This window comes from Pseudomonas sp. NPDC089422 (assembly GCF_044749405.1).
In the GTDB taxonomy this organism is placed as follows: Bacteria; Pseudomonadota; Gammaproteobacteria; order Pseudomonadales; family Pseudomonadaceae; genus Aquipseudomonas.
In genome coordinates this window covers 389,351-400,226 of record NZ_JBIVHW010000006.1, presented here as the reverse complement: position 1 = coordinate 400,226, position 10,876 = coordinate 389,351, and the positions used below count along the sequence as shown (strand labels likewise).

Here is a 10,876-nt window from a genome sequence, read left to right as displayed (position 1 = left end):
TGAATTTCAAGGAGTTTGTCGTTCCGATGTCGCTGGAAGTGGGGCGCATTATAAGGGGATTCGAAAGCGCGTCAACCCTTAATTTCAAGAAACTTCAATATCGCTGAAAACAAAGCGGGGAGGCCTGTCGGCCTCCCCGCTTCTATATAGCTACACCACCAGGCTATCACTCTGCCTTGAGGGTAACCCGGCCAAACGACTTCTTGCCCGCCTGGCACACATGGGTTGCACCAAGGACGAACATGAAGTCCTTGTCGACCACTGCGCCATCGACCTTCACCGCACCACCACTGAGCAGGTCACGCGCCTGCGCCGAGTTCTTCACCAGGCCCGCACGGTTCAGCACGGCAGCGATCGGCAAGTCTTCAGCCGCGGCCACTTCAATCTCCGGCAGGTCTTCCGGCAGCTCGCCTTCCTTCATGCGGTTACCCGCCGCACGATGAGCATTGGCCGCTGCCTCTTCACCATGGAAGCGCGCAACGATCTCTTCGGCCAGCTTGATCTTGATGTCACGCGGGTTCGCGCCATTGGCAACGTCGGCGCGGAACTGCTCGATCTCTTCCATCGAGCGAAAGCTCAGCAGCTCGAAGTAACGCCACATCAGGGTGTCCGGGATCGACACCAGCTTGCTGTACATCACACCCGGCGCTTCCTGGATGCCGACATAGTTACCCAGCGACTTGGACATCTTCTTCACGCCATCAAGCCCTTCGAGCAATGGCATGGTCACGATGTTCTGAGCTTCCTGACCATAGGAACGCTGCAACTCGCGCCCCATCAGCAGGTTGAACTTCTGATCGGTACCGCCCAGCTCCACATCAGCCTTCAGCGCCACGGAATCGTAGCCCTGCACCAACGGGTAGAGGAACTCATGGATGGCGATCGGCTGGTTGGTGGTGTAGCGCTTGTCGAAGTCGTCACGCTCGAGCATGCGCGCAACGGTGTACTGCGATGCCAGGCGAATGAAGTCGGCCGGCGTCAGCTTGTCCATCCAGGTGGAATTGAACGCAACTTCAGTCTTGGCCGGGTCGAGAATCTTGAACACTTGCTGCTTATAGGTCTCGGCGTTCTCCAGCACCTGCTCGCGGGTCAGCGGCGGACGCGTGGCGCTCTTGCCGCTCGGGTCACCGATCATGCCGGTGAAGTCACCGATCAGGAAGATGACCTGATGCCCCAGTTCCTGGAACTGGCGCAGCTTGTTGATCAGTACCGTATGCCCCAGGTGCAGGTCAGGCGCAGTCGGATCGAAGCCTGCCTTGATACGCAGAGGCTGGCCGCGCTTGAGCTTCTCGACCAGTTCCGACTCGACCAACACCTCTTCCGCACCGCGCTTGATAAGCGCCAGCTGCTCTTCAACCGACTTCATAGACAGACCCGCAAGGCTCAGATTCAAAGGGAGCCAACCATACAAGATCGGCCATCAATTACAAGTTTCGAAATGAAATGTGACCCGACCGACGCGTCACGGCGTCTACGCGCCCTTGCGCGAAAGTAGATTTGGTTATATTTTATACAGTTATTTCATCTTCATCATGTCATTCATCTTTTCCATATTCATTTTTCTTCAAAGTCACCTTACCTATGACCAACGAAACGCCTAAAGCGCCCCCGCTTTATCCGAAAAGCCATCTGTTGGCCGCCAGCGGCATCGCCGCCCTGCTCAGCCTGGCGCTGCTGGTATTTCCTTCCAGCGAAGTCGAAGCCAAGAAGACCACCCTCAGCCTGGAGCTGGAAAGCCCGGCCGAACAGTTGAAGGATGAGTCCACCGCCGCCCCGCTGGTACAGACCCAGGCCGAACAGGGCTCTCCCTTCGCCCAGATCGACGGCGCTGAAACCGACACCGAGCAGGCAGCACAAGAAGCGCCCGCCGCCGAGAAGAAGCCCGAAGTCAAGGAACCAGGTCACCGCGAAGTGACCGTTTCCCGTGGCGACACGCTGTCTACCCTGTTCGCCAAGGTCGGCCTGCCGGCCAATGCGGTGCACGACCTGCTGGCCAGCAACAAGCAAGCCAAGCAGTTCAGCCAGCTGAAGCATGGCCAGGTGCTGCAGTTCGAACTCGACAAGGATGGCCAGCTGGCCAGCCTGCACAGCAAGGTCAGCAACCTCGAAACCATCCGCCTGACCAAGACCGCCAAGGGCTATACCTTCGACCGCGAGATCAGCAAGCCGGTGGTCCGTACCGCTTACGCCCACGGCGTGATCAAGAGTTCGTTGTCGGCCTCGGCCCAGCGCGCCGGCCTGTCCCACAGCATGACCATGGACATGGCCAAGGTCCTGGGTTACGACATCGATTTCGCCCAGGATATCCGCCCGGGCGACGAGTTCGACGTGGTCTACGAGCAGAAGGTCATGGACGGCAAGGTGGTCGGCACCGGCAACATCCTGTCGGCACGCTTCACCAATCGCGGCAAGACCTACACCGCCGTGCGCTATACCAACAAGCAGGGCAACACCAGCTACTACACCGCCGACGGCAACAGCCTGCGCAAGGCGTTCATCCGTACCCCGGTCGACTTCGCCCGCATCAGCTCGCGCTTCTCCGCCGGCCGCAAGCACCCGATCCTGAACAAGATCCGCGCGCACAAGGGCGTGGACTATGCCGCCCCGCGTGGCACGCCTATCAAGGCAGCCGGTGATGGTCGCATCGAACTGGCTGGCCGCCGCGGTGGTTACGGCAACACCGTGGTCATCGCCCACGGCAATAGTTACAAGACCCTTTACGGCCACATGCAAGGCTTTGCCAAGGGCATCAAGACCGGTAGCAACGTGAAGCAGGGCCAGATCATCGGTTACATCGGTACTACTGGCCTGTCGACCGGCCCGCATCTGCACTACGAGTTCCAGGTCAACGGCGTGCACGTCGACCCGCTGAGCCAGAAGGTGCCGATGGCTGACCCGATCGCCAAGAACGAACGTCAGCGCTTCCTGCAGCAAAGCCAACCACTGATTGCCCGCATGGACCAGGAAAAGGCCACCATGCTCGCAGCGAACAAGCGCTGAACCATGGCGCTTTATCTGGGGGTGATGTCCGGCACCAGCCTCGACGGCCTGGACATCGCCCTGATCGATCAAGGCGAGCAGCTTCAGTTGCTCGCCACTCACTACCTCCCCATGCCGACCGACCTGCGCCAGGAGCTGCTCAGCCTTTGCAGCAGCGGCCCTGACGAGATTGCCCGCGCCGCGCTGGCAGAAAACCGCTGGGCCAGCCTGGCAGGTGAAGGTGTACAGCAATTGCTGGCCAGGCAAGGGCTGCAGGCCGATGTCATCCGCGCCATCGGCAGCCATGGCCAGACCATCCGTCATGAGCCGGCTCGCGGTTTCACCGTGCAGATCGGCAACCCGGCGCTGCTCGCCGAGCTTACCGGCATCAGCGTGGTCGCCGACTTCCGCCGTCGCGATGTAGCGGCAGGCGGCCAGGGTGCGCCCCTGGTACCGGCCTTCCATGAATCCCTGTTCAGTCACCTCGGCCAGCGCCTGGCGGTGCTCAATGTGGGTGGTTTCAGCAACCTGAGCCTGATAGAACGCAGCAAGCCCGTGCATGGCTTCGACTGCGGGCCAGGCAACGTACTGCTGGACGCCTGGATCGAGCGCAAACGTGGCCAGGCCTATGATGCCGATGGTGCCTGGGCTGCCAGTGGCAAGGTGCAAGGCGATTTGCTCAGCAGCCTGCTGAGTGACCCGTTCTTTGCCGGCAGCGGCCCGAAAAGCACCGGCCGCGAGGTATTCAACCTGCCCTGGCTGGATGGCCACCTGGCGGGTCTGCCTGCCTACCGTGAAGAAGATGTGCAGGCCACCCTGCTGGAGCTGACCGCACGCAGCATCATCGAGTCGCTGCACAATGCCCAGCAAGGCACCGAGGCGCTGCTGGTCTGCGGCGGCGGCGCACGCAATGGCGCCCTGATGGCTCGGCTTGCCGAACTGCTGCCAAAGGCCCGGGTTACCAGCACCGGCGCCCATGGCGTGGACCCGGACTGGGTCGAGGCCATGGCCTTTGCCTGGCTCGCCCACTGCTGCCTTGAAGGCATTGCCGCCAATCGCCCCAGCGTGACGGCGGCCAAGGGGCTACGCGTACTCGGCGCGATCTACCCGGCCTGATCCCAGGTCAGAATGCAAAACGCCGCGCAATAGCGCGGCGTTTTCGTACAGCCTGGCTTCAGATCGAGAACGAGGAACCACAGCCGCAGGTAGTCGCGGCATTCGGGTTCTTGATCACGAAACGCGAACCTTCCAGGCCTTCCTGGTAGTCCACTTCGGCACCGGCCAGATACTGGAAGCTCATCGGGTCGACCACCAGCGAAACACCTTCACGCTCGACAATGGTGTCATCTTCGGCCACGTCTTCATCGAAGGTGAAACCGTACTGGAAGCCCGAGCAGCCGCCACCGGTGACGAACACGCGCAGCTTCAGGCGGTCATTGCCTTCTTCGGAAACCAGGTTCTTCACCTTTTGCGCGGCGCCGTGGGTGAATTCCAAAGCCGTAGGGGTGAAGGTTTCGACGCTCATGTTGATTCTCCCGGCGCAGTAGCCGCCATAAAACTCGATGACGCGCATTATCCGCTTCTCCGAGAAAATTGGTCAAGAATTGTGCGGCTTTAGTCGCGACAAACAAAAAGGCCCGCACATGGCGGGCCTTATCCATCAGCAAGCGCTTACGGCAGCAGGCCGGCATGGGACAGGCCCATGCGCTCGTCCAGGCCGAACAGGATGTTGAGGTTCTGCACTGCCTGGCCCGACGCGCCCTTGACCAGGTTGTCGATCACCGACAGCACCACCACCAGATCGCCACCCTGCGGACGGTGAACGGCGATACGGCAGACGTTGGCACCACGCACACTGCGGGTTTCCGGGTGGCTACCGGCCGGCATCACGTCGACGAACGGCTCATCGGCATAGCGTTTCTCGAACAGCGCCTGCAGGTCGACCGACTTGTCGGCGACGGTCGCATACAGGGTGGCGTGGATACCACGGATCATCGGGGTCAGATGCGGTACGAAGGTCAGTCCGATGTCCTTGCCAGCAGCCAGGCGCAGGCCTTGGCTGATCTCAGGCAGGTGACGGTGGCCCTTGACCGCGTAGGCCTTCATGCTTTCGCCGGCCTCACAGAACAGCGAACCGACCGCTGCACCGCGGCCAGCACCGCTGACGCCCGACTTACAGTCGGCAATCAGCCGCGAAGGGTCGGCCAGGCCGGCTTCCAGCAGCGGCAGGAAGCCCAGCTGGGTGGCAGTTGGGTAGCAACCCGGCACCGCAATCAGGCGCGCCTGGCGGATCTTTTCACGGTTGACTTCAGGCAGGCCGTAGACGGCGTCCTTGAGCAGCTCTGGAGCGCCATGGGGCTGGCCGTACCATTTGCCCCATTCGGTCGCGTCCTGCAGGCGGAAGTCTGCGGACAGGTCGATGACCTTGGTCCCGGCAGCCAGCAATTCGCCAGCCAGGGCATGGGCGACACCGTGCGGGGTAGCGAAGAACACCACGTCGCAGGCGGCCAGGGTCTTGCTGTCCGGCACGCTGAAAGCCAGGCCGTCATAGTGACCGCGCAGGTTCGGATACATGTCGGCGACCGCCACGCCCGCTTCGGAGCGCGAAGTGATGACCGCCACTTCGGCCTGTGGATGCTGTGCCAGCAGACGCAACAGTTCGACGCCGGTGTAACCCGTGCCGCCGACGATACCGACCTTGATCATAACGCTTGCCCCTTATCAACGAGCCGTCTGGAAAGCGCACGATAATAGGGGCGCAAAGCGCCTGTAACAACTCTTGGGGTGCCCCTTCGGCCCCTTGGGCTCTACTATCTGACGACCGTGATTACCTGAAGGAACTCCCTCCATGCTTTACCTATGGATCAAAGCGCTGCATATCGTCAGCGTGGTCTGCTGGTTCGCCGGCCTGTTCTATCTGCCCAGGCTGTTCGTCTACCACGCCCAGAGCCAGGACAGCATCAGCCAGGAGCGCTTTGTCACCATGGAGCGCAAGCTGTACCGCGGCATCATGAACCCGGCAATGATCGCCACCTACGTATTCGGCGCCTGGATGCTCTACCTCACCCCAGGCTGGCTGAGCCAGGGCTGGTTGCATGCCAAGCTCACCCTGGTGATTCTGCTGACCGGCTACCATCACATCTGTGGTGCCCAGCGCAAACGCTTCGCCGCTGGCAACAATACCCGCAGCCACGTCTACTACCGCTGGTTCAACGAGGTGCCGGTGCTGTTCCTGCTGGGCATCGTGATTCTCGTGGTGGTCAAACCGTTCTGACATAACCCGATGGAGCCTCACCCATGTCCCTGCCCGCTTCGCTCGAACAACGCCTGCGCTTGCCTGTGGTGGCGGCGCCGATGTTCCTGATTTCCAACCCCCAGCTGGTGCTGGCCTGCTGTGGCAACGGCGTGGTCGGCAGCTTCCCGGCGCTGAACCAGCGTGACAGCGCCGGCTTCAAGGCCTGGCTGGAAGAGATCGAGGCAGGCCTGGCACAGTTGCAGGCGCCAGCGCCCTACGCGGTGAACCTGATCGTTCACCCAACCAACCCACGGTTACAGGCCGACCTCGCACTGTGCGTCGAACACCGCGTACCCATTGTCATCACCAGCCTCGGCGCGGTGAAGGAAGTGGTGGATGCGGTGCACGGCTACGGCGGCCTGGTGTTTCATGATGTCACCACCCGGCGTCACGCGGAGAAAGCCGCCGAAGCTGGCGTCGATGGGCTGATTGCGGTGGCAGCAGGCGCCGGTGGCCATGCCGGCACCTGGAGCCCGTTCGCCCTGGCAGCCGAAATCCGCCAGTTCTTCGACAAGACCTTGCTGCTGGCCGGTTGCATCAACCACGGTCACGAGATTCTCGCCGCGCAACTGCTCGGTGCCGACCTGGCCTACATGGGCACACGTTTCATTGCCACCCGCGAGAGCCATGCCCAGGCGGCCTACAAGCAGATGCTGCTCGAAGCCCAGGCCGCAGACATCATCCACACCCCTGCCGTGTCCGGTATCCCGGCCAGCTTCCTGCGCCCCAGCCTGGAACAGGCCGGCTATGACATGGCTGCGCTGAAATCCGGGCACGAGCAAGGCAAGCTCAAGCCGATCGACGATGAAGCCAAGGCCTGGAAAACCGTCTGGTCTGCCGGCCAGGGCGTCGGCGACATTCATGACCTGCCCGCTGCCGCCACACTGATCGAGCGCCTGCACGGCGAGTACCACGCTGCCCTGGAGCGTTCCCAGGCATTGCGCGCCAAGGCCCATTAGCAAAAGGCAACAACTCGCCCGGCCAGGCTGTACACTAGGCGCCCTCTTCAGTCCCCAGGAGCCTTGCATGACCCGTTACGCCATGATTACCGGAGCTTCCAGCGGCCTGGGCCTGGCCCTGGCGGAAGCCCTGGCACGGCGCGGGCGCAACCTGATCCTGGTGGCACGCCACCGAGAAACGCTGGAGCCGGTAGCGCTCGAACTGGCCCAACGCTTCGGCGTCGAAGTGCTGCTGCGCGCCTGCGACCTCAGCCAGCCCCTGCGGCTGTCCGGTTTCGTGCTGGAGCTGGAAGAAGGCGAGCGGCGCATCGACCTGTTGGTCAACTGCGCCGGCCAGCGTACCTATGGCCCGTTCCTGGCCCACGAGTGGGCCGACGAGCAAGACCTGCTGGAGGTCAACATCCTCGCCCTGAGCCGCCTGTGCCACGCCATTGGCAACCTGATGGCGGTGCAAGGTGGCGGGCAGATCCTCAACGTCGCCGGCCTGGCCGCCGTCGCGCCGGGGCCGGGGATGGCCACCTATGCCGCCAGCAAGGCCTACGTGATGAATTTCAGCGAAGCGCTGCGTGAAGAGCTCAAGCCCGCCGGCATCAAGGTATCGGTACTTTGCCCCGGCCCGGTACGCTCGTCGCGCCGCCGCATCCCCAGGCTTGAAGGCAACAGCCGTTGCCTGAGCCCTGAAGAAGTGGCGCTGTACACAGTGCGCGCATTGGCCAGGAATCGCGCAGTGATCATGCCGGTACGCCGCAATCGCTGGCTGGCCTTCGCTCCGCGCCTGCTGCCACGCTGGCTGACGCGCAAGCTGGCCGGCTTCATCCACCGCCGCTACTGCCCGGTCGGCATGGAATAGCCTCTGGGCGAGTGGCGCCCGGCTGAGTACACTCGGCCGACACTCACCATGGAGCAAGTGCTGTGGAAGATTTATTCATCAAGATCATCAACCGGGAAATCCCGGCGAAGATCATCTACGAGGACGACCAGGTCCTGGCGTTCCACGACATCATGCCGCAGGCGCCAGTGCATTTTCTGGTCATCCCGAAAAAGCACATTCGCACTCTCAACGACCTGACCGAAGAGGACAAGGGCCTGGCCGGCCATATCCTGTTCACCGCCCAGCGCCTGGCCAAGGAACTGGGCTGCGAGGATGGCTTCCGCGTGGTCATGAACTGCAACGAGCAAGGCGGTCAGACCGTCTACCACATCCACATGCACGTGCTTGGCCAGCGCCAGATGCACTGGCCACCGGGCTGACCCAAGGCAAGCTCCTCCAGAGCGATTGAGGTAAACTGTCGGGCATCACTTCAGCGGAGGTGCCCGATGGCCACCGAACGTCACTACTCGCCGCTCGACCGCTTGTTGCTGCAGGCCGATACCGCCATGCGCACCTTGCTGCCTTTCAGCGGCCAACCCTCCCGCCCATCGCCGGCGATCATCCAGCCGGATGCGGAACTGGATGACAACCAGACCCGCCACATTGCCGGGCTCATGCGCATCAACCACACCGGCGAAGTCTGCGCCCAGGCGCTGTATCAGGGCCAGGCCCTGACCGCCAAGCTGCCGCAAGTGCGCAAGGCCATGGAGCATGCAGCGGAGGAAGAAGTCGACCACCTGGCTTGGTGTGAACAACGCATCCGTCAGCTGGGCAGCCACCCGAGCGTGCTCAACCCGCTGTTCTACGGCATGTCGTTCGGCATCGGCGCCCTCGCCGGCCTGGTCAGCGACAAAGTCAGCCTTGGTTTCGTCGCCGCCACCGAGCATCAGGTGTGCAAGCACCTGGACGAACACCTGGAGCAGCTGCCGCAGGAAGACGAAAAATCCCGCGCCATCCTCGAACAGATGCGCGTGGATGAAGAACAGCACGCCGAGTCTGCGCTCGAAGCCGGCGGCTATCGCTTCCCGATGCCGGTGCGTTTCGGCATGAGCCTGCTGGCCAAGGTCATGACCAAGAGCACCTACCGCATCTGACAAGGGCGCATACATGACGGACCGTATCAACGCCAAGGACCTGGCGCGCGCCGTGCAAGCCGGCATTCTCCAGCCAGGCCAGGACCAGGCCTTGCTGGCGTTTCTGCGCCAGCAACCGCCCGCCCGGGGCAATTTCCAGCTTGCCCATGTCGCCTTCTACTTCGGCGCCCTGCTGATCATGGGGGCAATGGGCTGGCTGCTCACCGAAGCCTGGATGAGTATTGGCGATGGGGCCTTGCTGGCAGTCGCCATGCTTTACATCGGTCTCCTCACGGCGTTCGCCCTCAACCTGCAGGGGCGCAAGCAACCGGTTGCCGCCGGTGTACTGGCCGCCGTCGCGGTCAGCATCGTACCGTTGGTCGTATTCGCCATCGAACGTCTGACGGGCTGGTGGCCACTGGATGATGCGCAAGCGGACTATCACCAGTACTACACCTACGTCCAGGGCGGCTGGCTGCTGATGGAAGCCGCCACCGTGCTTGCCGGGCTGCTGATGCTGCGCCTGATCCCCTACCCCTTCGTGGTGATGCCGATTGCCGTGGCCCTTTGGTTCATGTCCATGGATCTGAGCGAATGGGTGTATGGCTCGCCCTTCTCCTGGGAACAGCGGCGTACGGTGTCACTGTGGTTCGGGCTCGGCATGCTGCTGGTGTTCCTGGTCGTCGACGGGCGTACCCGCGAAGACTATGCCCATTGGGGCTACCTGGCCGGCCTGGCGGCATTCTGGGGCGGGCTGACGATGATGGACAGCGACAGTGAACTGGGCAAGGCGCTGTACTGCCTGATCAACCTCGGGTTGATGGGCGTGGCGGTGCTGTTGCGCCGGCCGGTGTTCATGGTCTTCGGGGCGCTGGGGGTGGCGGCGTATCTGGGGTATCTGTCTTACGAGGTATTTGCCGATTCGCTGCTGTTCCCGGTGGTGCTGACCTTGATCGGGCTGGGGGTGATCGGCTTGGGACTGGGGTATCAGAAGCGGCGGGAGCAGTTGAGCCAGGCGGTCAGAAGCAGCTTGCCGGAATGGTTATTGACCGCCCTTCCGGCCCTGCGCGACTGACTGGCGATCGCCGGGGCTGCTGTGCAGCCCCACAATCTCGCAGTCAGCCCAGCTCTACGATTTCGTAGCCATGGGTGATTTCAACACCGGCACGTTCGAGCATGATCGATGCCGAGCAGTACTTCTCTGCCGACAGTTCCACCGCACGCTTGACCTGAGTTTCTTTCAGCCCACGCCCTTTCACCACGAAATTCATGTGGATCTTGGTGAACACCTTCGGGTCTTCAGTGGCACGCTCGGCTTCCAGGAACGCTTCGCAGCTTTCCACCGCCTGGCGCGACTTCTTCAGGATGCTCACCACGTCGAAGCTGCTGCAGCCACCAAGGCCAAGCAGGAGCATTTCCATCGGGCGCACGCCGAGGTTGCGGCCTCCGGCTTCGGGCGGGCCGTCCATCACCACCACGTGGCCGCTCCCCGATTCACCGAGGAACATCGCTTCACCGGCCCACTGGATGCGTGCCTTCATCTGTCCGTACTCCTGGATTTCGCAAAAGGGTGTCAGCTTAAGCCTTGTATGCCTGTCGGAAAAGCTCAATGCGAGTCGCTTTAGTGTCAAAACTTCCAGCGCTGTCTGATAAGCTGGCGCCAATTGACTGGCGCGTCGCGCCAGACAAGGTCTAACAA

At 62.3% G+C, this 10,876-nt stretch carries 12 protein-coding genes; 8 read left to right on the top strand and 4 right to left on the bottom strand.

All coding sequences use genetic code 11. The features are described 5' to 3' along the window. Positions 1 to 166: 166 nt before the first annotated feature. Positions 167 to 1,366: a tyrosine--tRNA ligase gene (gene tyrS, locus ACIPZ8_RS14365; protein WP_400724090.1), complete on the bottom strand. Its 1,200-nt coding sequence runs from the start codon at positions 1,364 to 1,366 to the stop codon at positions 167 to 169. Between the two features lie 215 nt (positions 1,367 to 1,581). Between tyrS and ACIPZ8_RS14360 the strand changes: the two genes are divergently transcribed. Both ACIPZ8_RS14360 and ACIPZ8_RS14355 read left to right on the top strand, forming a co-directional pair. Further along, positions 1,582 to 3,000 carry a peptidoglycan DD-metalloendopeptidase family protein gene (locus tag ACIPZ8_RS14360; RefSeq protein WP_400724087.1) on the top strand — a complete coding sequence of 473 codons (1,419 nt, stop codon included), beginning with the start codon at positions 1,582 to 1,584 and terminating at the stop codon, positions 2,998 to 3,000. A gap of 3 nt (positions 3,001 to 3,003) precedes the next feature. Beyond that, complete coding sequence (locus tag ACIPZ8_RS14355; RefSeq protein WP_400724084.1) at positions 3,004 to 4,095, top strand: anhydro-N-acetylmuramic acid kinase; 1,092 nt, start codon at positions 3,004 to 3,006, stop codon at positions 4,093 to 4,095. A gap of 58 nt (positions 4,096 to 4,153) precedes the next feature. Here ACIPZ8_RS14355 and erpA read toward each other — a convergent pair whose 3' ends face one another. Both erpA and argC read right to left on the bottom strand, forming a co-directional pair. After that, the gene (erpA, locus tag ACIPZ8_RS14350; protein WP_015268740.1) at positions 4,154 to 4,504 is read right to left on the bottom strand and encodes an iron-sulfur cluster insertion protein ErpA; all 351 of its coding nucleotides are present in this window, start codon (positions 4,502 to 4,504) and stop codon (positions 4,154 to 4,156) included. Between the two features lie 146 nt (positions 4,505 to 4,650). Next, positions 4,651 to 5,685, bottom strand: a complete 1,035-nt coding sequence (argC, locus tag ACIPZ8_RS14345; RefSeq protein ID WP_060484764.1) for an N-acetyl-gamma-glutamyl-phosphate reductase — start codon at positions 5,683 to 5,685, stop codon at positions 4,651 to 4,653. 142 nt (positions 5,686 to 5,827) lie between these two features. Between argC and hemJ the strand changes: the two genes are divergently transcribed. The 6 genes from hemJ to ACIPZ8_RS14315 all read left to right on the top strand — a co-directional run bounded on the left by hemJ (position 5,828) and on the right by ACIPZ8_RS14315 (position 10,252). Next, positions 5,828 to 6,253: a protoporphyrinogen oxidase HemJ gene (hemJ, locus tag ACIPZ8_RS14340; protein WP_054885191.1), complete on the top strand. Its 426-nt coding sequence runs from the start codon at positions 5,828 to 5,830 to the stop codon at positions 6,251 to 6,253. Positions 6,254 to 6,276: 23 nt separating this feature from the next. After that, positions 6,277 to 7,233 (top strand): NAD(P)H-dependent flavin oxidoreductase, encoded by a 957-nt coding sequence (locus tag ACIPZ8_RS14335; RefSeq protein WP_400724079.1) that lies wholly within the window; start codon positions 6,277 to 6,279, stop codon positions 7,231 to 7,233. Between the two features lie 67 nt (positions 7,234 to 7,300). Beyond that, positions 7,301 to 8,083, top strand: a complete 783-nt coding sequence (locus ACIPZ8_RS14330; protein WP_400724077.1) for an SDR family NAD(P)-dependent oxidoreductase — start codon at positions 7,301 to 7,303, stop codon at positions 8,081 to 8,083. Between the two features lie 62 nt (positions 8,084 to 8,145). Next, positions 8,146 to 8,484: a histidine triad nucleotide-binding protein gene (locus tag ACIPZ8_RS14325; RefSeq protein WP_294336836.1), complete on the top strand. Its 339-nt coding sequence runs from the start codon at positions 8,146 to 8,148 to the stop codon at positions 8,482 to 8,484. A gap of 66 nt (positions 8,485 to 8,550) precedes the next feature. Next, entirely contained in the window at positions 8,551 to 9,198 is a 648-nt protein-coding gene (gene coq7, locus ACIPZ8_RS14320) for a 2-polyprenyl-3-methyl-6-methoxy-1,4-benzoquinone monooxygenase (RefSeq protein WP_400654580.1), read from the top strand. A gap of 13 nt (positions 9,199 to 9,211) precedes the next feature. After that, on the top strand, positions 9,212 to 10,252 hold the full coding sequence (locus ACIPZ8_RS14315) for a DUF2157 domain-containing protein (protein ID WP_400724075.1): 1,041 nt from the start codon (positions 9,212 to 9,214) through the stop codon (positions 10,250 to 10,252). Positions 10,253 to 10,295: 43 nt separating this feature from the next. Here ACIPZ8_RS14315 and ACIPZ8_RS14310 read toward each other — a convergent pair whose 3' ends face one another. Then, positions 10,296 to 10,718 (bottom strand): OsmC family protein, encoded by a 423-nt coding sequence (locus ACIPZ8_RS14310; RefSeq protein ID WP_400724073.1) that lies wholly within the window; start codon positions 10,716 to 10,718, stop codon positions 10,296 to 10,298. Between the last annotated feature and the right edge of the window lie 158 nt (positions 10,719 to 10,876).

What these genes read in the sequence shown, in the direction of transcription:
- tyrS (WP_400724090.1), bottom strand. Translation starts at nt 1,366, where the DNA reads ATGAAGTCGGTTGAAGAGCAGCTGGCGCTTATCAAGCGCGGTGCGGAA.
- ACIPZ8_RS14360 (WP_400724087.1), top strand. Translation starts at nt 1,582, where the DNA reads ATGACCAACGAAACGCCTAAAGCGCCCCCGCTTTATCCGAAAAGCCAT.
- ACIPZ8_RS14355 (WP_400724084.1), top strand. Translation starts at nt 3,004, where the DNA reads ATGGCGCTTTATCTGGGGGTGATGTCCGGCACCAGCCTCGACGGCCTG.
- erpA (WP_015268740.1), bottom strand. Translation starts at nt 4,504, where the DNA reads ATGAGCGTCGAAACCTTCACCCCTACGGCTTTGGAATTCACCCACGGC.
- argC (WP_060484764.1), bottom strand. Translation starts at nt 5,685, where the DNA reads ATGATCAAGGTCGGTATCGTCGGCGGCACGGGTTACACCGGCGTCGAA.
- hemJ (WP_054885191.1), top strand. Translation starts at nt 5,828, where the DNA reads ATGCTTTACCTATGGATCAAAGCGCTGCATATCGTCAGCGTGGTCTGC.
- ACIPZ8_RS14335 (WP_400724079.1), top strand. Translation starts at nt 6,277, where the DNA reads ATGTCCCTGCCCGCTTCGCTCGAACAACGCCTGCGCTTGCCTGTGGTG.
- ACIPZ8_RS14330 (WP_400724077.1), top strand. Translation starts at nt 7,301, where the DNA reads ATGACCCGTTACGCCATGATTACCGGAGCTTCCAGCGGCCTGGGCCTG.
- coq7 (WP_400654580.1), top strand. Translation starts at nt 8,551, where the DNA reads ATGGCCACCGAACGTCACTACTCGCCGCTCGACCGCTTGTTGCTGCAG.
- ACIPZ8_RS14315 (WP_400724075.1), top strand. Translation starts at nt 9,212, where the DNA reads ATGACGGACCGTATCAACGCCAAGGACCTGGCGCGCGCCGTGCAAGCC.
- ACIPZ8_RS14310 (WP_400724073.1), bottom strand. Translation starts at nt 10,718, where the DNA reads ATGAAGGCACGCATCCAGTGGGCCGGTGAAGCGATGTTCCTCGGTGAA.